Annotated in this window: 23 protein-coding genes; 9 read left to right on the top strand and 14 right to left on the bottom strand. The window is 57.4% G+C overall.

The window, feature by feature from the left end:
- Window positions 1–10: 10 nt before the first annotated feature.
- The gene (locus PSEST_RS10755; protein ID WP_157372393.1) at window positions 11–295 is read right to left on the bottom strand and encodes a hypothetical protein; all 285 of its coding nucleotides are present in this window, start codon (window positions 293–295) and stop codon (window positions 11–13) included.
- Between the two features lie 518 nt (window positions 296–813).
- Here PSEST_RS10755 and PSEST_RS22120 point away from each other — a divergent pair.
- On the top strand, window positions 814–1101 hold the full coding sequence (locus PSEST_RS22120; RefSeq protein WP_157372390.1) for a hypothetical protein: 288 nt from the start codon (window positions 814–816) through the stop codon (window positions 1099–1101).
- A 57-nt stretch (window positions 1102–1158) separates the two neighbouring features.
- Here the strand turns inward: PSEST_RS22120 and PSEST_RS10745 are convergent, their stop codons facing one another.
- From PSEST_RS10745 to PSEST_RS10730, 6 genes are all read right to left on the bottom strand, one after another.
- Entirely contained in the window at window positions 1159–2352 is a 1194-nt protein-coding gene (locus tag PSEST_RS10745) for a zonular occludens toxin domain-containing protein (RefSeq protein WP_015277014.1), read from the bottom strand.
- 3 nt (window positions 2353–2355) lie between these two features.
- Window positions 2356–2622, bottom strand: coding sequence for a DUF2523 family protein (locus PSEST_RS10740; RefSeq protein ID WP_015277013.1), 267 nt, complete (start codon window positions 2620–2622; stop codon window positions 2356–2358).
- A 2-nt stretch (window positions 2623–2624) separates the two neighbouring features.
- The gene (locus PSEST_RS21765; RefSeq protein WP_015277012.1) at window positions 2625–4136 is read right to left on the bottom strand and encodes a hypothetical protein; all 1512 of its coding nucleotides are present in this window, start codon (window positions 4134–4136) and stop codon (window positions 2625–2627) included.
- 134 nt (window positions 4137–4270) lie between these two features.
- Entirely contained in the window at window positions 4271–4417 is a 147-nt protein-coding gene (locus PSEST_RS22115; RefSeq protein WP_015277011.1) for a hypothetical protein, read from the bottom strand.
- Window positions 4418–4660: 243 nt separating this feature from the next.
- Window positions 4661–5005: a DNA-binding protein gene (locus tag PSEST_RS10735; RefSeq protein ID WP_015277010.1), complete on the bottom strand. Its 345-nt coding sequence runs from the start codon at window positions 5003–5005 to the stop codon at window positions 4661–4663.
- A gap of 243 nt (window positions 5006–5248) precedes the next feature.
- Window positions 5249–6511, bottom strand: a complete 1263-nt coding sequence (locus PSEST_RS10730; protein ID WP_015277008.1) for a phage/plasmid replication protein, II/X family — start codon at window positions 6509–6511, stop codon at window positions 5249–5251.
- 127 nt (window positions 6512–6638) lie between these two features.
- On the opposite strand from PSEST_RS10730, the gene PSEST_RS10725 reads away from it, so the two are divergent.
- Complete coding sequence (locus PSEST_RS10725) at window positions 6639–6851, top strand: hypothetical protein (RefSeq protein ID WP_015277007.1); 213 nt, start codon at window positions 6639–6641, stop codon at window positions 6849–6851.
- A 394-nt stretch (window positions 6852–7245) separates the two neighbouring features.
- Window positions 7246–7533, top strand: coding sequence for a hypothetical protein (locus PSEST_RS22110; RefSeq protein ID WP_157372390.1), 288 nt, complete (start codon window positions 7246–7248; stop codon window positions 7531–7533).
- Between the two features lie 57 nt (window positions 7534–7590).
- Here PSEST_RS22110 and PSEST_RS10715 read toward each other — a convergent pair whose 3' ends face one another.
- From PSEST_RS10715 to PSEST_RS10700, 6 genes are all read right to left on the bottom strand, one after another.
- A complete protein-coding gene (locus PSEST_RS10715) occupies window positions 7591–8784 on the bottom strand; it encodes a zonular occludens toxin domain-containing protein (RefSeq protein ID WP_015277014.1) in 1194 nt (397 codons plus the stop codon).
- Window positions 8785–8787: 3 nt separating this feature from the next.
- Window positions 8788–9054, bottom strand: a complete 267-nt coding sequence (locus tag PSEST_RS10710) for a DUF2523 family protein (protein ID WP_015277013.1) — start codon at window positions 9052–9054, stop codon at window positions 8788–8790.
- A 2-nt stretch (window positions 9055–9056) separates the two neighbouring features.
- A complete protein-coding gene (locus PSEST_RS21750; protein WP_015277012.1) occupies window positions 9057–10568 on the bottom strand; it encodes a hypothetical protein in 1512 nt (503 codons plus the stop codon).
- A gap of 134 nt (window positions 10569–10702) precedes the next feature.
- Complete coding sequence (locus PSEST_RS22105) at window positions 10703–10849, bottom strand: hypothetical protein (protein ID WP_015277011.1); 147 nt, start codon at window positions 10847–10849, stop codon at window positions 10703–10705.
- 243 nt (window positions 10850–11092) lie between these two features.
- Window positions 11093–11437 (bottom strand): DNA-binding protein, encoded by a 345-nt coding sequence (locus PSEST_RS10705; protein ID WP_015277010.1) that lies wholly within the window; start codon window positions 11435–11437, stop codon window positions 11093–11095.
- 243 nt (window positions 11438–11680) lie between these two features.
- Window positions 11681–12943, bottom strand: a complete 1263-nt coding sequence (locus tag PSEST_RS10700) for a phage/plasmid replication protein, II/X family (protein ID WP_015277008.1) — start codon at window positions 12941–12943, stop codon at window positions 11681–11683.
- Between the two features lie 127 nt (window positions 12944–13070).
- Here PSEST_RS10700 and PSEST_RS10695 point away from each other — a divergent pair, with 127 nt between their 5' ends.
- Both PSEST_RS10695 and PSEST_RS22100 read left to right on the top strand, forming a co-directional pair.
- The gene (locus PSEST_RS10695; protein ID WP_015277007.1) at window positions 13071–13283 is read left to right on the top strand and encodes a hypothetical protein; all 213 of its coding nucleotides are present in this window, start codon (window positions 13071–13073) and stop codon (window positions 13281–13283) included.
- 394 nt (window positions 13284–13677) lie between these two features.
- A complete protein-coding gene (locus tag PSEST_RS22100) occupies window positions 13678–13965 on the top strand; it encodes a hypothetical protein (protein WP_157372390.1) in 288 nt (95 codons plus the stop codon).
- A 94-nt stretch (window positions 13966–14059) separates the two neighbouring features.
- Here the strand turns inward: PSEST_RS22100 and PSEST_RS10685 are convergent, their stop codons facing one another.
- Complete coding sequence (locus PSEST_RS10685; protein ID WP_015277005.1) at window positions 14060–14995, bottom strand: helix-turn-helix domain-containing protein; 936 nt, start codon at window positions 14993–14995, stop codon at window positions 14060–14062.
- A 165-nt stretch (window positions 14996–15160) separates the two neighbouring features.
- On the opposite strand from PSEST_RS10685, the gene PSEST_RS10680 reads away from it, so the two are divergent.
- The 4 genes from PSEST_RS10680 to PSEST_RS10665 are packed head-to-tail and all read left to right on the top strand — an operon-like array spanning window position 15161 to window position 19799.
- Window positions 15161–17227: an FUSC family protein gene (locus tag PSEST_RS10680; RefSeq protein WP_041756619.1), complete on the top strand. Its 2067-nt coding sequence runs from the start codon at window positions 15161–15163 to the stop codon at window positions 17225–17227.
- Window positions 17224–17427 (top strand): DUF1656 domain-containing protein, encoded by a 204-nt coding sequence (locus PSEST_RS10675; protein ID WP_014820227.1) that lies wholly within the window; start codon window positions 17224–17226, stop codon window positions 17425–17427. The genes PSEST_RS10680 and PSEST_RS10675 overlap by 4 nt, the downstream gene beginning before the upstream one ends.
- A gap of 3 nt (window positions 17428–17430) precedes the next feature.
- Complete coding sequence (locus tag PSEST_RS10670) at window positions 17431–18330, top strand: HlyD family secretion protein (protein ID WP_015277003.1); 900 nt, start codon at window positions 17431–17433, stop codon at window positions 18328–18330.
- Window positions 18327–19799: an efflux transporter outer membrane subunit gene (locus tag PSEST_RS10665; RefSeq protein WP_015277002.1), complete on the top strand. Its 1473-nt coding sequence runs from the start codon at window positions 18327–18329 to the stop codon at window positions 19797–19799. Before PSEST_RS10670 ends, PSEST_RS10665 begins: the two co-directional genes overlap by 4 nt.
- Window positions 19800–19802: the final 3 nt, after the last annotated feature.

The following is a 19802-nucleotide window of genomic DNA, read 5'->3' as shown; positions in this document are numbered from 1 at the left end:
CGCCCTCCTCCTATTGCTGCCAGAAGCGCTGACGGCTGATCGCTTGAATCATGAAGCGTCGAAGCTCGCGGCTAAGGGTTGAGCTTCGCTGCTGGCAAAGACGCTCAAACTCTTCTTTCACGGCAGAATTGATGCGGAAATTCACGCGAGCGTCTTCGTTGTCGGCCAAGTTCGCAAGAATCTGATTTACCCGCTCGCGCGTAGATTCATCGGCAGTAAGGCCGGTTTCTGGATCACGACCAAGCTGAGCGCGAAGATCACGAAGGAAAGAGTTGCCACGGTCATCGGCAGTCATACGCATCACCAAGCTGAGTTAGGCGCAAATTTACATAAACATTTGTACGTACACAATGGATTGCGCGAGGATTTAAAGGAAAAAACCTTCAAGCCCTTGCTGCGCAAGGGTTTGAAGCGAGAAAAGCCACAAAGGAAAGTCTCGCCATGAGACAAGAGTCCACCATTAGAGATGGTGGACCCGGCTGCGCCGGTGAAGCCAAAGCGCGGCGGAACCACTGCAACTTCGTGACCTAACCGTCAGCGGTGCTGATGATCCTGGGAGAGCGGCAGAGAGAAGCCCTGGAGCTGTTCCATTTGGGCAGATCGGGGCGCGGGTTGAGCTGGTGGGGGGACGGTGGGACGAAGATCGCGAGAAGCCTCCAGAGGGCCATACAGGCCGCTGGGGGCTTTTTTGTGGGTCGATGGTTGCGGCCCCTTCGGGGGTATCGTCGCAGGCGCTATGCAGCACGACAGGAAGCAGTGCAGGCGACTAATCGCCGCGAGCGGCGAGGTCGAGGCCAGGGGGACAGGTCAGAGATGATTGATTCGCTCAGCGATCTGACGCAGCTCCTGAAGGACTGCATCGAGCTGGGCACCTTCGTCATCGAGCTGGGCGACTCGCTTTCTCAGATCACGGATCTCGGCAACAAGTCGTGGGTAGTCGTCGAGAATCCAAGTCACGGCGTCGGAACCCTTGCGGCCCGGCGCATACAGCTCGGCGGTTTTGATGAGGCGGGATTCGAGATCGATAGCGCAGCGCATAATCGGCCCTATGTTAACCGGCGCCCGGAGCCAGAGGCATTGTCCGGACACCGCTCAACATAAGGCCATCCATTATGCGAAGCGCCCAATCAGAACGTGTGCGATGAAGAGTCGTATGCATCAGATCGGATTAACGGATGGCTGCGCGGTGCGTCCTTCGACGGCAGCGCTACGCTCGCCGCCAAGTCCTACCGCTTGCTTGCCAGCGTCAACGGATTGGGTTGCCCCTCCAAGAACATAGCCCGTCATGTTCTGGTTGATCGGACCAGACCAGGGCGTGACCAAATCACCGTCAACCTCGCATTGGAATTCGAAACCCATGCTGATGGGCTCGCAGTTCTCCATAGGCTCATATCGAATGCCACTGAGTGACGAAAGCATGACCACGTCACGCATCTTGTTCGTGTCAGGGTCTTTGCGCTTGATGTGGCCAGAGACACGCCAGACGGCAGAATAACCACGCTGCGCCGGTTGAGTCTGTTGCGGCTGTTGGATAACAGCAGGAGCCAGATCGGCAGGCATAGGGTTGACCAGGGGCATATCGGCTAGAGCCTCAACTGGGTCGGGTTCTGGTTCCCGCTTCGAGAAGCTCATGCCGTTGCCGAAAAACTGCACGATCTGCCAGACCAGGAAGCCAATCAGAAACGGAGATATCAAGGTGAAGATCATGAGCGGCGATCGCCAGATGGTTGCACGCTTGTCCGCCCTGGATTCGTCACCAACAACGCCCGTAAGGCTCTTGGTAGCACTCTGGTAGTACTGGTGAATCGACTTTTCGTAGCGGTCATAAGTCGAGCGAAGAAGCCGAGATTTAGGAGGCCTCTGACCCTTTGCTGCGCCCTGGTAGATATCAACACGAAACTTCTTGTTAGCTCCGAGGGCGGACAGCTTGACGCTCTGATAAGTGGTATCGACAAGCATGGTGGCAAAAGCGGCAATCTGGTCCAGGTCTTGAGTAACGAGGACGATTCGGGTGCTGTTGCCCTCCTCGTCTACCAAGTGCCGATGCTCGGCGAGAAACTCTTTATCGCGAAACGGAACCTTGGCAGCGGGCATGCCCTTCGGCCATCGACGCCAAAGTTCGTCGAGGACAACAACAGCGCCATTAGGGACAGTCTCAAACAGTTTCTCATCCTGATACCAGTTATGCGGGAGCTGGCGTATCTGGTCGGGGTAATCCTGATGGGCAAGATCAGTGAGGGGGATGTTCGTGATAACTAAACGGCCCTGTTTGAGGCTGGGCAGGATCGCAAACTTAACGACCGAATAAGTTTTGCCACTACCAGGAAGGCCAACATAAGCGTCGATAGCCATATATCACCCAATGATCGGAATGCGGCGAACAATGAAGCGGAGCACTAAAGCCGCCATAACCATGCCCATGCCCTGGGGAACGGCAAACAGATCAAGCACCCAAAGAACATTACCTCCGACGCTGGACATATAACCTTGAGCGTTCGACATGAAGTCGGGGACAGGAAGAGCCTCAATGACGCTCGCGAGAGCATCGAGCATCATTTCCCATATCTTGAGCGGCAACCAAAGGAAGAAGTCTTTGAGCCACTGCGCGAAGTCGGCAAGCATAATTAGGCCTCCAAGAAGGTGCGAACAGCAACAAGCGCCCAAAGCGCGAGCATGATCATTTTAATTGGTGCGAACCAATCAGCTGCCCATTGGCACATAGGCTGAAACGAAAGCGTGCCGAGAACTGGCACAGAGAAAGAAGGCATCGAGCACGAGCCGCCAGACGCGAACGTCAAACTTGATGCGGACGCAATGATCGGAGCGCCTTTAACACGTGAGGTGAAGTTGCCAAGGCTATCGCCAAAACTTCCAGCGTCGCCGTTAGTTGGGCCTTCGAACTCCTCTTCATCGGTGCAATCCTCGCCCGACTTACAATCATCAAGACCATCACCATTCTTGTCGCCCTTGCCATCAGTTGCACACTTAGGACCGGTGCAGCTTCCAGACTGCCCGATAGTGTTACCCGCAGAGTCTTTAACGATGACGGTTTTGTTGGTCGTGGTTTCGGTCTTGCAACTACCCGCACCAATGCACTTGGTTTCGTTATGAACGTCGGTCTTAGTAACTGTCTTGGTGCCGTCGACGTTGGCTTTTTCCTCAACGACAGTACCAATGCTGATGCCGTTCGATGTCGGCGATTTGCCTATACAAGTAAGCTGACCATTGACAGTACCGCAGCTTTTTTCACCGGGTTGCCCCGTCCATTTATTGGAATCACAAACACGCCTACCTTCCCCGTCCTCGACATAAACACAGGGTTTTTCCTCATTTTGAATTGGCGTAGGTGCAGGATCACACGCATCTCCCGGCTGGCAAACGCCCTCTTCGGAGCCTTCATGCCCCTTAATGACAAGCGGCTTACCGTCACCAGAGACAGCGCCAGAGAACGAAACAAGGACTTTGCAGGTATTGACACTAGACTGCATGCAGGAATTACCAGACGCACCACCACAGCGAACTGGTGCCATTTCGCAATGCTCCACAGAGGCAACGATGCCCGCGCAGCCACCGACATTCATTGGCGGCGGGATCTGAGGCGATCCATCATCGTTAAATACAACCGCAATCTTAGTTGGTGCTGACGTTCCAGCGAGTAGTTTGCATTGTGATGCTGTATCGGCTCGGGTGTAGTCAACACACTGGCCTTGGGAGTTGTAGACATAGCCGAACTTAGTTAAGCCAGGATCAGGACCTTCACACGCTTCGCCCATTTCACCTGGGGGAACCTCACAACCACCAACATTAGGGTCGTAGTTTTCACCCGGCTGGCAAGAATCTCCACGACGGTTAGCAGTGTTTCCCCATCTACCATACGGCTCGTATACACCCTGAGCATTACGCCGCAAACCAGTGGTTTCGCAATAAAATGAAGTTTCACCAACTACAACCCTTTGATCATATCTGTCGTAACCGGGGTTAAGTTGCTGGTAATAGGTATGGTTTGCATTACAAGCCGCAACAGCAGTGACGTACCTAGCATTGTCAGCAGGAAAGGAAATGATCCAATAGTAGGATTCAGCCTTTGCAGTGATGGATATGACCAAGAGAGAAAAAGCTAATAGAAGGCGGAACATTAGAGCCTCCCGAAGATGGCGTAACCACAAACGCAACCGAGAACAAAGAACGTCCACTGATATAAATCGGCCATTGAATATCCCCCGCCGAAAAAGAAAAGGGGGCCGAGGCCCCCAGTTCAACGCACGCTGGATTAACCGCGGCGCAGGACGTTGACGAGCATCTGGCCACCTTTGAAGGCGACATAGACCAGGGCGAGCGCACCAAAGATGGTGCCAGCGCCAGTGATAACAGCAGCCCAGTCAACAGCACCGGTAATTGCAGTGATCATTGCTTCCATGGTGTTACTCCTTGCTTGGGTTGTATATAGCGTTAAGAAACAATCGACCCACAATGCCCAGGATGCAGCAGCCAGCAACTAAGCCGAAGCCGTACCCAAACAATGCGCCCAGTTCGGCAGGTTGTAACTGGGATGGGTCGAAAGGTTGTGGTAGTGCCATTAATTGCCACATACCAGAACACAGGGGAGCGCCATCATTTGCGATGGTTACTTGGCCTTCACAGATGAGAGCGCCGGTTGTCATCAGTTGCCGCCAGATACAGCAGCAGGACGCGGTTGTACGCGCTGAACTGGAACAGGCAGGCCGTCATCGGAGAGCCACAGGTCCATGCCGAAAGCGGTGCCAGTTTTGGACTTCCAGGCTTTGGCGTATACCGGAACAGCAACTTGCTGGCCGATGTATTTCTTATAGGCATTCTCGATGCCTGAATCGAGTTGACGCTTGGAGACTTTCAGGCCGACCGACTGTTCGGTTTCTTGACCGAATTGGTCTTTACCTGGAGCGGTAAGGACCAAGTAATGTTCGATGATGCCGTTTTGCTTTTCTTTGGAAGTGACGCCTTTGCACAGGCCCAGTTGTACAAGCATGGTGATTACCTCGGTTATGAACGGGCCCAGCGCCCGAGAAAGTGAATTACCAACAGTCCGCACATAGTGACGACCAGGGCGTTGATAGTCGCGGCGATCATGAAAAAAGCCCGGTGCGCTTATGAGCCTGAAACCAACCACGCTCATATTCGTTGTAGTCGTAACTGCAAAGCAGGTACGGATTGCAATAAATGCGGCGTGGCCGGTAATCACGAAAGCCGCGGAGATAGGCCCAAGAACGCATCATGCAGCCTCCACGGACGGCTCAACGTACCAACCAGGACGCTGAGCGCTGAAGTCAACTTGCAGGAAGCGCAGGATCGGAACAACGTTGTTCTTCTGATCGTCCATCTTCAACTTCTGAAGTGCAGCTTTTGAAAGTCCGCATTCGCAAATCTGATCAACGTGGCGGTAGAAAGTCGCACGAGACATAGAGTCCATGGTTTCCTGCCAACCGTAATCCTTGATACTGCGATATGTGCGAAACAGGTTGAGAGCAACTGTCTCATTGGCTTTCCCGTTCTTTCCGAACTTCGTCCAACGGGCTTTAAGTGCGGCCAGCACTTTTTCGTCATTAATTACTCGCATGGAGATACCTTCAAAGGCCGCAAACAGTTCTTTAGTTACTTGTTCCCAACACCACTGAATAAAACAACTCCCCTGCTCTTCCAGCCGTTCCTGGTAGTCGCAAAGGGCCCATAGATTCGTCGGGATGTTTCTGCGTTCGAGCCAGCGGTGCATGACAGTGGCTTCGAGACGAAGGAGGTTTTCGGCCCACTCCTGGAGCGCGGGATTCTGGAGAACCGAGAGCAGCCGGTGGGCTGCGAACGCTTGGGAGGGAACGAAATTGGCACCGCCATAGGCTCTGGCGGCCTTGATGGCATCATCGAGCTGGCGGCGAAACTCAGGGCCCTTGAGGTACGCCTTGAGCTTGCGCAGGCGGGTTTCCTTGGAGCCCCAATAAGCCGTGGTTTCGTAGTCGTCACCACGGTTGCGAGTCTGGCCGTTGCTAACGCCGCGAAGTGCCTGGACGAGCTGTAGCGCGGTGCGCTGATCGGGCAGGCGAGCGGAATAGGTGCAGTCGATCCCGTAAACCTCAGCAGCCTGCCAGTCCAGCAAGGCCCACAGCTTCGGATATGAGCCGGCAAGCCACTTCAACATGACCTCCCCGCCCTTGCGGATCGAGGTAGGCCCGAAGACGTTGTGCCCCTGGAGCAGCTTCGCAGGGCTGGCTTTCAGCTCGACGCCGGGCTGAATGCGCTTGCCGAGCGACTGGTGAAAGACCTTGAACGCCAACGGCGTAAAGCCAGTGGAGAGAGATTCCCAAGCGTGGCTTATGTCCTCGACCTGATAACCACCCTTCCCGTCCGAAAGGACGCTGGTAGCACGGAGCGGAACGCCCAGGGCTTCCAGATCGACCACCAACAGCTCGTTGCCGCGCTTACCGGTGCTGGTAGCGATGGCATCGACCCGAAACGGTACGAAGAGGTGGATTTTGTCGAGCATTTGTGAAGTCCATTCGCCTATGCATGCATGCATGCAAATCACATTGCGGCGGAATGTATACCGGTGAACTTGCATGCGTCAATACAAATCACATGCATGCACGTACACTTCACGAGGTGAATTTGATATGGGTCAACTGACGATGCCTGCCACCCTGCGTCTGTCGAATACAGAGCAAGAAGCGCTTAGACAAAAGTGCATAGAAATCAATAAGTTATTGGTCAGGCAGGGACGCATGCCAATCAAAGACAGCGAATTGGCGCATTTCATCCTGGAGAAGGCGACGCCATGCGCGAAGGTCAGCGCGTCGGGCGATCTGACGTTAGAGCTGGAAGTCTGAAAACCACCCCAAAAGTCTCACCATGAGACAAGAGTCCACCATTAGAGATGGTGGACCCGGCTGCGCCGGTGAAGCCAAAGCGCGGCGGAACCACTGCAACTTCGTGACCTAACCGTCAGCGGTGCTGATGATCCTGGGAGAGCGGCAGAGAGAAGCCCTGGAGCTGTTCCATTTGGGCAGATCGGGGCGCGGGTTGAGCTGGTGGGGGGACGGTGGGACGAAGATCGCGAGAAGCCTCCAGAGGGCCATACAGGCCGCTGGGGGCTTTTTTGTGGGTCGATGGTTGCGGCCCCTTCGGGGGTATCGTCGCAGGCGCTATGCAGCACGACAGGAAGCAGTGCAGGCGACTAATCGCCGCGAGCGGCGAGGTCGAGGCCAGGGGGACAGGTCAGAGATGATTGATTCGCTCAGCGATCTGACGCAGCTCCTGAAGGACTGCATCGAGCTGGGCACCTTCGTCATCGAGCTGGGCGACTCGCTTTCTCAGATCACGGATCTCGGCAACAAGTCGTGGGTAGTCGTCGAGAATCCAAGTCACGGCGTCGGAACCCTTGCGGCCCGGCGCATACAGCTCGGCGGTTTTGATGAGGCGGGATTCGAGATCGATAGCGCAGCGCATAATCGGCCCTATGTTAACCGGCGCCCGGAGCCAGAGGCATTGTCCGGACACCGCTCAACATAAGGCCATCCATTATGCGAAGCGCCCAATCAGAACGTGTGCGATGAAGAGTCGTATGCATCAGATCGGATTAACGGATGGCTGCGCGGTGCGTCCTTCGACGGCAGCGCTACGCTCGCCGCCAAGTCCTACCGCTTGCTTGCCAGCGTCAACGGATTGGGTTGCCCCTCCAAGAACATAGCCCGTCATGTTCTGGTTGATCGGACCAGACCAGGGCGTGACCAAATCACCGTCAACCTCGCATTGGAATTCGAAACCCATGCTGATGGGCTCGCAGTTCTCCATAGGCTCATATCGAATGCCACTGAGTGACGAAAGCATGACCACGTCACGCATCTTGTTCGTGTCAGGGTCTTTGCGCTTGATGTGGCCAGAGACACGCCAGACGGCAGAATAACCACGCTGCGCCGGTTGAGTCTGTTGCGGCTGTTGGATAACAGCAGGAGCCAGATCGGCAGGCATAGGGTTGACCAGGGGCATATCGGCTAGAGCCTCAACTGGGTCGGGTTCTGGTTCCCGCTTCGAGAAGCTCATGCCGTTGCCGAAAAACTGCACGATCTGCCAGACCAGGAAGCCAATCAGAAACGGAGATATCAAGGTGAAGATCATGAGCGGCGATCGCCAGATGGTTGCACGCTTGTCCGCCCTGGATTCGTCACCAACAACGCCCGTAAGGCTCTTGGTAGCACTCTGGTAGTACTGGTGAATCGACTTTTCGTAGCGGTCATAAGTCGAGCGAAGAAGCCGAGATTTAGGAGGCCTCTGACCCTTTGCTGCGCCCTGGTAGATATCAACACGAAACTTCTTGTTAGCTCCGAGGGCGGACAGCTTGACGCTCTGATAAGTGGTATCGACAAGCATGGTGGCAAAAGCGGCAATCTGGTCCAGGTCTTGAGTAACGAGGACGATTCGGGTGCTGTTGCCCTCCTCGTCTACCAAGTGCCGATGCTCGGCGAGAAACTCTTTATCGCGAAACGGAACCTTGGCAGCGGGCATGCCCTTCGGCCATCGACGCCAAAGTTCGTCGAGGACAACAACAGCGCCATTAGGGACAGTCTCAAACAGTTTCTCATCCTGATACCAGTTATGCGGGAGCTGGCGTATCTGGTCGGGGTAATCCTGATGGGCAAGATCAGTGAGGGGGATGTTCGTGATAACTAAACGGCCCTGTTTGAGGCTGGGCAGGATCGCAAACTTAACGACCGAATAAGTTTTGCCACTACCAGGAAGGCCAACATAAGCGTCGATAGCCATATATCACCCAATGATCGGAATGCGGCGAACAATGAAGCGGAGCACTAAAGCCGCCATAACCATGCCCATGCCCTGGGGAACGGCAAACAGATCAAGCACCCAAAGAACATTACCTCCGACGCTGGACATATAACCTTGAGCGTTCGACATGAAGTCGGGGACAGGAAGAGCCTCAATGACGCTCGCGAGAGCATCGAGCATCATTTCCCATATCTTGAGCGGCAACCAAAGGAAGAAGTCTTTGAGCCACTGCGCGAAGTCGGCAAGCATAATTAGGCCTCCAAGAAGGTGCGAACAGCAACAAGCGCCCAAAGCGCGAGCATGATCATTTTAATTGGTGCGAACCAATCAGCTGCCCATTGGCACATAGGCTGAAACGAAAGCGTGCCGAGAACTGGCACAGAGAAAGAAGGCATCGAGCACGAGCCGCCAGACGCGAACGTCAAACTTGATGCGGACGCAATGATCGGAGCGCCTTTAACACGTGAGGTGAAGTTGCCAAGGCTATCGCCAAAACTTCCAGCGTCGCCGTTAGTTGGGCCTTCGAACTCCTCTTCATCGGTGCAATCCTCGCCCGACTTACAATCATCAAGACCATCACCATTCTTGTCGCCCTTGCCATCAGTTGCACACTTAGGACCGGTGCAGCTTCCAGACTGCCCGATAGTGTTACCCGCAGAGTCTTTAACGATGACGGTTTTGTTGGTCGTGGTTTCGGTCTTGCAACTACCCGCACCAATGCACTTGGTTTCGTTATGAACGTCGGTCTTAGTAACTGTCTTGGTGCCGTCGACGTTGGCTTTTTCCTCAACGACAGTACCAATGCTGATGCCGTTCGATGTCGGCGATTTGCCTATACAAGTAAGCTGACCATTGACAGTACCGCAGCTTTTTTCACCGGGTTGCCCCGTCCATTTATTGGAATCACAAACACGCCTACCTTCCCCGTCCTCGACATAAACACAGGGTTTTTCCTCATTTTGAATTGGCGTAGGTGCAGGATCACACGCATCTCCCGGCTGGCAAACGCCCTCTTCGGAGCCTTCATGCCCCTTAATGACAAGCGGCTTACCGTCACCAGAGACAGCGCCAGAGAACGAAACAAGGACTTTGCAGGTATTGACACTAGACTGCATGCAGGAATTACCAGACGCACCACCACAGCGAACTGGTGCCATTTCGCAATGCTCCACAGAGGCAACGATGCCCGCGCAGCCACCGACATTCATTGGCGGCGGGATCTGAGGCGATCCATCATCGTTAAATACAACCGCAATCTTAGTTGGTGCTGACGTTCCAGCGAGTAGTTTGCATTGTGATGCTGTATCGGCTCGGGTGTAGTCAACACACTGGCCTTGGGAGTTGTAGACATAGCCGAACTTAGTTAAGCCAGGATCAGGACCTTCACACGCTTCGCCCATTTCACCTGGGGGAACCTCACAACCACCAACATTAGGGTCGTAGTTTTCACCCGGCTGGCAAGAATCTCCACGACGGTTAGCAGTGTTTCCCCATCTACCATACGGCTCGTATACACCCTGAGCATTACGCCGCAAACCAGTGGTTTCGCAATAAAATGAAGTTTCACCAACTACAACCCTTTGATCATATCTGTCGTAACCGGGGTTAAGTTGCTGGTAATAGGTATGGTTTGCATTACAAGCCGCAACAGCAGTGACGTACCTAGCATTGTCAGCAGGAAAGGAAATGATCCAATAGTAGGATTCAGCCTTTGCAGTGATGGATATGACCAAGAGAGAAAAAGCTAATAGAAGGCGGAACATTAGAGCCTCCCGAAGATGGCGTAACCACAAACGCAACCGAGAACAAAGAACGTCCACTGATATAAATCGGCCATTGAATATCCCCCGCCGAAAAAGAAAAGGGGGCCGAGGCCCCCAGTTCAACGCACGCTGGATTAACCGCGGCGCAGGACGTTGACGAGCATCTGGCCACCTTTGAAGGCGACATAGACCAGGGCGAGCGCACCAAAGATGGTGCCAGCGCCAGTGATAACAGCAGCCCAGTCAACAGCACCGGTAATTGCAGTGATCATTGCTTCCATGGTGTTACTCCTTGCTTGGGTTGTATATAGCGTTAAGAAACAATCGACCCACAATGCCCAGGATGCAGCAGCCAGCAACTAAGCCGAAGCCGTACCCAAACAATGCGCCCAGTTCGGCAGGTTGTAACTGGGATGGGTCGAAAGGTTGTGGTAGTGCCATTAATTGCCACATACCAGAACACAGGGGAGCGCCATCATTTGCGATGGTTACTTGGCCTTCACAGATGAGAGCGCCGGTTGTCATCAGTTGCCGCCAGATACAGCAGCAGGACGCGGTTGTACGCGCTGAACTGGAACAGGCAGGCCGTCATCGGAGAGCCACAGGTCCATGCCGAAAGCGGTGCCAGTTTTGGACTTCCAGGCTTTGGCGTATACCGGAACAGCAACTTGCTGGCCGATGTATTTCTTATAGGCATTCTCGATGCCTGAATCGAGTTGACGCTTGGAGACTTTCAGGCCGACCGACTGTTCGGTTTCTTGACCGAATTGGTCTTTACCTGGAGCGGTAAGGACCAAGTAATGTTCGATGATGCCGTTTTGCTTTTCTTTGGAAGTGACGCCTTTGCACAGGCCCAGTTGTACAAGCATGGTGATTACCTCGGTTATGAACGGGCCCAGCGCCCGAGAAAGTGAATTACCAACAGTCCGCACATAGTGACGACCAGGGCGTTGATAGTCGCGGCGATCATGAAAAAAGCCCGGTGCGCTTATGAGCCTGAAACCAACCACGCTCATATTCGTTGTAGTCGTAACTGCAAAGCAGGTACGGATTGCAATAAATGCGGCGTGGCCGGTAATCACGAAAGCCGCGGAGATAGGCCCAAGAACGCATCATGCAGCCTCCACGGACGGCTCAACGTACCAACCAGGACGCTGAGCGCTGAAGTCAACTTGCAGGAAGCGCAGGATCGGAACAACGTTGTTCTTCTGATCGTCCATCTTCAACTTCTGAAGTGCAGCTTTTGAAAGTCCGCATTCGCAAATCTGATCAACGTGGCGGTAGAAAGTCGCACGAGACATAGAGTCCATGGTTTCCTGCCAACCGTAATCCTTGATACTGCGATATGTGCGAAACAGGTTGAGAGCAACTGTCTCATTGGCTTTCCCGTTCTTTCCGAACTTCGTCCAACGGGCTTTAAGTGCGGCCAGCACTTTTTCGTCATTAATTACTCGCATGGAGATACCTTCAAAGGCCGCAAACAGTTCTTTAGTTACTTGTTCCCAACACCACTGAATAAAACAACTCCCCTGCTCTTCCAGCCGTTCCTGGTAGTCGCAAAGGGCCCATAGATTCGTCGGGATGTTTCTGCGTTCGAGCCAGCGGTGCATGACAGTGGCTTCGAGACGAAGGAGGTTTTCGGCCCACTCCTGGAGCGCGGGATTCTGGAGAACCGAGAGCAGCCGGTGGGCTGCGAACGCTTGGGAGGGAACGAAATTGGCACCGCCATAGGCTCTGGCGGCCTTGATGGCATCATCGAGCTGGCGGCGAAACTCAGGGCCCTTGAGGTACGCCTTGAGCTTGCGCAGGCGGGTTTCCTTGGAGCCCCAATAAGCCGTGGTTTCGTAGTCGTCACCACGGTTGCGAGTCTGGCCGTTGCTAACGCCGCGAAGTGCCTGGACGAGCTGTAGCGCGGTGCGCTGATCGGGCAGGCGAGCGGAATAGGTGCAGTCGATCCCGTAAACCTCAGCAGCCTGCCAGTCCAGCAAGGCCCACAGCTTCGGATATGAGCCGGCAAGCCACTTCAACATGACCTCCCCGCCCTTGCGGATCGAGGTAGGCCCGAAGACGTTGTGCCCCTGGAGCAGCTTCGCAGGGCTGGCTTTCAGCTCGACGCCGGGCTGAATGCGCTTGCCGAGCGACTGGTGAAAGACCTTGAACGCCAACGGCGTAAAGCCAGTGGAGAGAGATTCCCAAGCGTGGCTTATGTCCTCGACCTGATAACCACCCTTCCCGTCCGAAAGGACGCTGGTAGCACGGAGCGGAACGCCCAGGGCTTCCAGATCGACCACCAACAGCTCGTTGCCGCGCTTACCGGTGCTGGTAGCGATGGCATCGACCCGAAACGGTACGAAGAGGTGGATTTTGTCGAGCATTTGTGAAGTCCATTCGCCTATGCATGCATGCATGCAAATCACATTGCGGCGGAATGTATACCGGTGAACTTGCATGCGTCAATACAAATCACATGCATGCACGTACACTTCACGAGGTGAATTTGATATGGGTCAACTGACGATGCCTGCCACCCTGCGTCTGTCGAATACAGAGCAAGAAGCGCTTAGACAAAAGTGCATAGAAATCAATAAGTTATTGGTCAGGCAGGGACGCATGCCAATCAAAGACAGCGAATTGGCGCATTTCATCCTGGAGAAGGCGACGCCATGCGCGAAGGTCAGCGCGTCGGGCGATCTGACGTTAGAGCTGGAAGTCTGAAAACCACCCCAAAAGTCTCACCATGAGACAAGAGTCCACCATTAGAGATGGTGGACCCGGCTGCGCCGGTGAAGCCAAAGCGCGGCGGAACCACTGCAACTTCGTGACCTAACCGTCAGCGGTGCTGATGATCCTGGGAGAGCGGCAGAGAGAAGCCCTGGAGCTGTTCCATTTGGGCAGATCGGGGCGCGGGTTGAGCTGGTGGGGGGACGGTGGGACGAAGATCGCGAGAAGCCTCCAGAGGGCCATACAGGCCGCTGGGGGCTTTTTTGTGGGTCGATGGTTGCGGCCCCTTCGGGGGTATCGTCGCAGGCGCTATGCAGCACGACAGGAAGCAGTGCAGGCGACTAATCGCCGCGAGCGGCGAGGTCGAGGCCAGGGGGACAGGTCAGAGATGATTGATTCGCTCAGCGATCTGACGCAGCTCCTGAAGGACTGCATCGAGCTGGGCACCTTCGTCATCGAGCTGGGCGACTCGCTTTCTCAGATCACGGATCTCGGCAACAAGTCGTGGGTAGTCGTCGAGAATCCAAGTCACGGCGTCGGAACCCTTGCGGCCCGGCGCATACAGCTCGGCGGTTTTGATGAGGCGGGATTCGAGATCGATAGCGCAGCGCATAATCGGCCCTATGTTAACCGGCGCCCGGAGCCAGAGGCATTGTCCGGACACCGCTCAACATAAGGCCATCCATTATGCGAAATACTACATTACGCCTTAGACGTTACCCACCACCAGATCACCTCCAGCTTTTCGCCTCAATAATATCCAAAGCGCTTCAGCTCTCAGGTGAATGCTTTGCCTGCGCATGCTGGCTGTTCGGCTGAATAGTTTCCGCATTCCGAAACGCCGAGCGAAATTCGCTGGGTTTGAGTCCGGTCTGCTTGCGAAAGAAACGGCTGAAGTATGCGGCGTCGTCGAACCCCAGGTCGCGGGCGATCTGCTGGATGTCGAGCGTGGTATACGCCAGCTGACGTTGTGCTTCGCGAACGACTCGCTCGTTGATGATCGCAGTCGGTGATTCACCCAGACCTTCGCGGGTGGCTCGGCCCAGTGTGGCTGGCGTGATTCCCAGCGCTTCGGCGTACAGACCAAGCGGCCAATGCTGTCTGAAATGCGTGTCGACCAACTCGCGAAACTGAATCAGCAGCTGGGACCGCCTGCCATTGGCTGGGCGAGCTATCGGCACTGGCTGTTCCAGCCGGACGACATGTACGAGTAACGCGAGCAACAATGCGTGCCCCGCGGCGACATTGCCGCGTTCCTGACCGTGCGCTTCCGTCTGGATCAGCTGGATCAGCGGCCATATCGGCTCTTCGCCGTCTGCATCCCACCGCAGCGGCACCACTGCCGGACGTTGCATCAAGGCCAGCAGGTCGCTGGACAAAATCCGCGCCATCGACTCCAGCGGTCGCTGTGCTGCCGTGATGACCGGCCCGTCGGTTTCGGGACTGTAGCGAAAGGCATGCACGGTGCGCTGCGGCAGCAGGATCAGGCACGGCGCATGGAAGCCCATTCGGCTGTTCTCCAGGGAAACTTCGCCCTCGCCACTTCGTACATAGACGATCTGCAACAGTGAGTCATGCTGATGCGGCTTGATTTCGCGCTGATGCATGTCGCCGCGTTCGTTGATCCATTCCAGATGCAACAGGTCCTGCCATACGGGCAATGCAGCCTGGCCGTACAAGGCGTAGTTGGGAATGCGTTTGCTCATGAATTCCTGCCGTGGTGCCGGTATCCGGCGCGGAAAAATGCATTAATCGTCCTAGTGGTTGTTCAGTCTGTCATACGTCTTTGACGTTAAATGTAACCATCTGTGTTGCAGCGTGACGGCCGCGCCCTCTCCCGCCTCTGGCCCACGCCCCAAAAAACGAACTCTATGAATATGCCAACCTGGCGCGAATGGCTGTTTTCGGCCAAGGCGCTGATTGCCGCCCTGCTTGCTCTGTTCATCGCTCTGGCGATACCGCTGGAAAACCCTTACTGGGCCATGGCCTCGGTTTACGTCGTGTCGCATCCGCTGTCCGGGGCGACACGCTCGAAGGCGATCTATCGCGCGCTGGGCACGCTGCTCGGTGCAGCCGCATCGGTCGTGCTTCTGCCAACGTTCGCTCAGCAACCGTTGATGCTGAGCCTGGCGATCTCGTTGTGGATCGGTGCCCTGCTCTTTCTCTCATTGCTGGACCGCTCGCCACGCAGTTACATCTTTCTACTCGCCGCCTATACGGTGCCGCTGATCAGTCTCGCCGAGGTCAATCACCCATCGACCATCTTCGATGTCGCCCTGGCGCGTTCCGAGGAGATTCTGCTCGGTATCGTCTGCGCCAGCGTGGTAAACGCCGTGCTGTTTCCCAGCCGCATCGCGCCGACCCTCGCGGCGAAGATGCACCTGCTGCTGCGCGATGGGCGCGGTGCCGTCAGCCGGATGCTCAATACCCAGCACCTGGGCGAAGCCGACCAACGTGCGCTGAATGCGCTGCTGGTGGATGTGATGGGGTTGGACGCAATGATCAGCCATCTGGGCCACGACAGCAGCAGTCATCTCTCCACCGTCCATGCTCGCGAATTTCGCGCGCGTATGGCGATGTTGATGCCGCAGCTGATCTCCACCGCGGACTCGCTGCACCGGCTTCAGGCTGAGCTACAGGGCTTGCTGCCGGAACTGGTGGATTACCTGCAGCAGGTGGATCGCTGGATTCAGTCCGATGCCGAGGCTGGGCACGGCGAGCATCTGCGCGAACGCAGCCTGCAGCTGGCAGCCTGGCTGGGCGACAGCCATCCGGCGCATGCCCTGGCGATCGACAGCGGCCTGCGCCAGCTAGGCGCGTTGATCGACCTGTGGCAGGACTGCCTCGACCTCTACCAGCAGTTCCATGAGGGCCATCCCGAGGCGGCACCGGCGCTGCGCTATCACGTACAGCAACTGGTCGGCGGGCCACGCCACTATGACTACGGCCTACTGGCATTCACCGCGGCTTCGGTAGCGCTGTCGGTGTTCTGTCTGAGCATGCTGTGGTTCGTTTCCGGTTGGGAGCACGGCTATAGCGGCGTGTTCATCGCCGCGGTGGCAGGCTGTTTCTTCGCCAGTCAGGACAATCCGGCGCCGTTCATCAAGTCGTTTCTGGTCGCCACGCTCATTTCCTCCACGGCTGCCGGCGTCTACCTCTTCGCGTTGATGCCCAACGTGCACGATTTCGGCAGCCTGGCCATCCTGCTCGCCGTGCCGCTGCTGTTGCTCGGCACCCTCGCCGGTCGACCGCAACACGCCGGAACAGTGATCGTGATTGCGGTGCAGACGATCTCCAACATCACCCTTCAGGACAGCTACCGCGCCGATTTCCAGCTGTTTGCCGACATCGCGCTGTCCACTGCGCTGGGCGTGCTCTTCGCGTTCGTCTGGGCTCGCCTGACCCGGCCGTTCGGTACGCTTTGGGCTGCGCGGCGATTGGTACGCCACGGCTGGCTGAGCCTGGCGGCGCTGGCAGACCTGCGACGTTGGCGCAACGAAGCCGATGATGCCTCGAGTTTCATCGACCGTATCGCCCAGCTGCTGCCACGCCTGGCTCAGCTGGATGACGATCGCCTGGCGCTGAATGACGCCACGCGCGAGCTGCGTGTCGGTTTTCGCCTGCTGGAACTGCGTGAACTGCGGCCAGCACCCGCCATCGAGCAGAAGCTGGAGCCGGTGCTGGGCATGATCCGCGCGCATTTCCTTGCGTGCGCCACCGCGCGTAGCCAACTGCCAGCACCGGAGCCCTTACGCGACGCCCTCGAGGCCGCATTGCTGGATTTGCAGTGCGATGCTTCGCCTAGCGCACACCGGGCGGCGCAGGTGGTGCACGGCTTGCGGCTGGCGCTTTTCGCCGACGCATCGGCCAGCGTGCGTGCGGCACCGGGAGGCCTGCCACCCGCAGCCGGCCTTTCCCCCGCTGGAGCGCACGCATGACCGGTCACCTCGATGTGTACGGCGTCTATGTGCCGGTCCTGCTGGTTGCCATGCTGGCCGCCTACGGTATCAAGAGCCTGCTCGCCACCGTGCTGCAGCGTACCGGCTTCTATCGCTGGGTCTGGCATCCGCCGCTGTTCAACCTCGCCCTGTACATCATCGTGCTCGGGGCCCTGTTCAATCTCCTTCCCCGGATGTGAATCGTGAAGAAATGGATACCCGCCGCCGGCTCGGTGCTGCTGACCCTGCTGGCGGTCGTCATCGCCGTCGTCGTCAGCCTACACCTGTGGGATTACTACATGGAGGCACCCTGGACCCGCGACGGCCACGTGCACGCCGACATCATTCAGGTTGCACCGGATGTTTCCGGGCTGGTGACCGAACTGCACGTGCGCGACAACCAGAAGGTCAACCGCGGCCAGGTGCTGTTCGTGATCGACCGGGCACGCTTCGAACTGGCGGTCGACGAAGCACGCGCCACAGTGCTCGAACGCCGCGCTCAGCTGGACCAAGCGCAACGCGAAGCCAGGCGTAATCGGATGCTGAAAGACCTGATCGCTGCGGAAACCGTGGAGATTGGCGACACCCAGGTCAAGCGCGCCGCTGCCGCCCTGGCCACGGCTGAAGCCACCCTTGGCGTGGCGCATCTGGATCTCGAACGCACCACCGTGCTAAGCCCGGTGGATGGCTATCTCGGCGACCAGACGATGCGCGTGGGCGATTACGTGAAAACCGGTACGCCGGTGCTGTCTATCGTCGATACCGATTCACTGCGCGTCGAAGGCTACTTCGAAGAAACCAAGCTGCACGCCATCGAGATCGGGCAGCCGGTGGACATCCACATCATGGGCGAAGCGCAGCATCTGCGCGGCCATGTGCAGAGCATCGCCGCAGGCATCGAGGATCGCGACCGTGTGCGCGGCAACTCGCTGCTGCCGAATATCGACCCGAGTTTCAACTGGGTGCGCCTGGCGCAGCGAATTCCGGTTCGCGTGGTGTTGGACGAAGGCCAGCAGAGCAACATCCGCCTGGTGGTCGGCCGTACGGCGACGCTGTCAGTGCTGCCGTCGCCGCGCGACAAATCGGCGACGGTCAGCCAATGAGTCGCGCGGCATACGCACTGCCGTTCGCGCTGACTGCGCTGCTCGCCGCCTGCAGCGCGGTTGGCCCGGACTACCGCGTGCCAGACCAAGCTGTGGCCTTGCAGGCGGCTGCGCAGAAGTCCTTCGATCTGGCCGGCAACGAGCGGGTCGGACAGGCGCCGCTGCCGGACGACTGGTGGCAGCTCTATGACGACCCGACGCTCGAGCAGCTGGTGAGTGAAGCCCTGATCGGCAATGCCGACGTGCGCCAGGCGTATCACAACCTGCGTCGCGCCTATGAGGGCTTCCAGATGGCACACCACGCGCAGGAGGTCGTGGTCGGCGGCAACGGCTCGGTTGCACGCGGCCAGCTGTCCAGCGAAGCCCTGGCCCTGGAGGAAAAACTTCCAGTGATGAACCTCGCCGACGCCGGCCTCAGCGTGGGTTACCAGCTCGATCTGTTCGGTCAGCTGCATCGCGCCGCGGAAGCTGCGGGGGCCGATGCCGACGTCAGTGCGGCGCTGCTCGACACGGCCCGCATAACTGCAGTGGCCGGGGTGGTACGCAGCTACATGACGGCCTGTCATGCCAGCGAGGAACTGACGATAGCGAAGCATTCACTGGCGATTCAGCGGCAACAGCTGGATGTCGCCGAGCGTCTGTTCGAAGGTGGTCGTGGCAACGAAGTCGATGTGTCTCGCGCCCACGCCCAACTGGAGGCTCTGCGTGCCGAGCTGCCGCCATTCGAATCGAAGAAGGCGGCCGCGTTGTATCAGCTCGCCGCCCTGCTCGGTCGCTCGCCCGGAGCCCTTCCCGAGACGGTTACCGCCTGCAGTCACGCACCGCAGCTGCGCCAGGCGATTCCGTTGGGTGATGGCACCGCCCTGCTCAAGCGCCGCCCGGACATCCGTGCGGCCGAGCGCGCACTCGCCTCCGCTACGGCACAGATCGGCGTCGCCACGGCGATGATGTATCCGCAGGTCAGTCTCGGCGCTGCGGCCGGTTACACCGGAATGCTCGAACACCTCGGTAATCCGGTAACCCGCCGCTGGGAATTCGGCCCGTCGATCAGCTGGCATTTTCCGACTCGGGTCGATCGCGCGCGCGTTCGCGCCACCGAGGCCGGAGCCGCTGCCGCCCTCGCCCGCTTCGACGGAGTTGTGCTCGACGCACTGCGGGAAACCCAGACCCTGCTCACGCACTACGCTCACGACCTGCATCGAGACCAAGCGCTGCGCGAAGCGCGCGATGCCGCGCGAGACGCCGCGGACCACACGCGCCGTCTGTATCAGGAAGGACGACTGGCCTATCTCGACAGCCTCGACGCCGAGCGCACCCTCGCAACGGCCGAAGCCGCCCTGGCGGCGTCCCAAGCCCAACTGTCGCAAGACCAGGTGAACCTGTTCCTCGCGCTGGGCGGCGGCTGGCAAGGCACGCAAACCGCATCGGCGCACGCTGAAAATCCATCGCCGGGCGTGCCTGGCCAATAACCC

The organism is Stutzerimonas stutzeri RCH2 (assembly GCF_000327065.1).
GTDB lineage: Bacteria > Pseudomonadota > Gammaproteobacteria > Pseudomonadales > Pseudomonadaceae > Stutzerimonas > Stutzerimonas stutzeri_AE.
Note: the sequence above shows the minus strand (reverse complement) of the source record. Positions and strands in the feature narration are given on the sequence as shown.

Bases quoted from the DNA above. Each gene is read 5' to 3' on its own strand.
- PSEST_RS10685 (WP_015277005.1), bottom strand. From the start codon at position 14,995: ATGAGCAAACGCATTCCCAACTACGCCTTGTACGGCCAGGCTGCATTG.
- PSEST_RS10705 (WP_015277010.1), bottom strand. From the start codon at position 11,437: ATGCTTGTACAACTGGGCCTGTGCAAAGGCGTCACTTCCAAAGAAAAG.
- PSEST_RS10730 (WP_015277008.1), bottom strand. From the start codon at position 6,511: ATGCTCGACAAAATCCACCTCTTCGTACCGTTTCGGGTCGATGCCATC.
- PSEST_RS10675 (WP_014820227.1), top strand. From the start codon at position 17,224: ATGACCGGTCACCTCGATGTGTACGGCGTCTATGTGCCGGTCCTGCTG.
- PSEST_RS22120 (WP_157372390.1), top strand. From the start codon at position 814: ATGATTGATTCGCTCAGCGATCTGACGCAGCTCCTGAAGGACTGCATC.
- PSEST_RS10740 (WP_015277013.1), bottom strand. From the start codon at position 2,622: ATGCTTGCCGACTTCGCGCAGTGGCTCAAAGACTTCTTCCTTTGGTTG.
- PSEST_RS10725 (WP_015277007.1), top strand. From the start codon at position 6,639: ATGGGTCAACTGACGATGCCTGCCACCCTGCGTCTGTCGAATACAGAG.
- PSEST_RS10745 (WP_015277014.1), bottom strand. From the start codon at position 2,352: ATGGCTATCGACGCTTATGTTGGCCTTCCTGGTAGTGGCAAAACTTAT.
- PSEST_RS10695 (WP_015277007.1), top strand. From the start codon at position 13,071: ATGGGTCAACTGACGATGCCTGCCACCCTGCGTCTGTCGAATACAGAG.
- PSEST_RS22105 (WP_015277011.1), bottom strand. From the start codon at position 10,849: ATGGAAGCAATGATCACTGCAATTACCGGTGCTGTTGACTGGGCTGCT.
- PSEST_RS10755 (WP_157372393.1), bottom strand. From the start codon at position 295: ATGACTGCCGATGACCGTGGCAACTCTTTCCTTCGTGATCTTCGCGCT.
- PSEST_RS10735 (WP_015277010.1), bottom strand. From the start codon at position 5,005: ATGCTTGTACAACTGGGCCTGTGCAAAGGCGTCACTTCCAAAGAAAAG.
- PSEST_RS10680 (WP_041756619.1), top strand. From the start codon at position 15,161: ATGAATATGCCAACCTGGCGCGAATGGCTGTTTTCGGCCAAGGCGCTG.
- PSEST_RS22110 (WP_157372390.1), top strand. From the start codon at position 7,246: ATGATTGATTCGCTCAGCGATCTGACGCAGCTCCTGAAGGACTGCATC.
- PSEST_RS10715 (WP_015277014.1), bottom strand. From the start codon at position 8,784: ATGGCTATCGACGCTTATGTTGGCCTTCCTGGTAGTGGCAAAACTTAT.
- PSEST_RS10665 (WP_015277002.1), top strand. From the start codon at position 18,327: ATGAGTCGCGCGGCATACGCACTGCCGTTCGCGCTGACTGCGCTGCTC.
- PSEST_RS21765 (WP_015277012.1), bottom strand. From the start codon at position 4,136: ATGTTCCGCCTTCTATTAGCTTTTTCTCTCTTGGTCATATCCATCACT.
- PSEST_RS22115 (WP_015277011.1), bottom strand. From the start codon at position 4,417: ATGGAAGCAATGATCACTGCAATTACCGGTGCTGTTGACTGGGCTGCT.
- PSEST_RS22100 (WP_157372390.1), top strand. From the start codon at position 13,678: ATGATTGATTCGCTCAGCGATCTGACGCAGCTCCTGAAGGACTGCATC.
- PSEST_RS10700 (WP_015277008.1), bottom strand. From the start codon at position 12,943: ATGCTCGACAAAATCCACCTCTTCGTACCGTTTCGGGTCGATGCCATC.
- PSEST_RS21750 (WP_015277012.1), bottom strand. From the start codon at position 10,568: ATGTTCCGCCTTCTATTAGCTTTTTCTCTCTTGGTCATATCCATCACT.
- PSEST_RS10710 (WP_015277013.1), bottom strand. From the start codon at position 9,054: ATGCTTGCCGACTTCGCGCAGTGGCTCAAAGACTTCTTCCTTTGGTTG.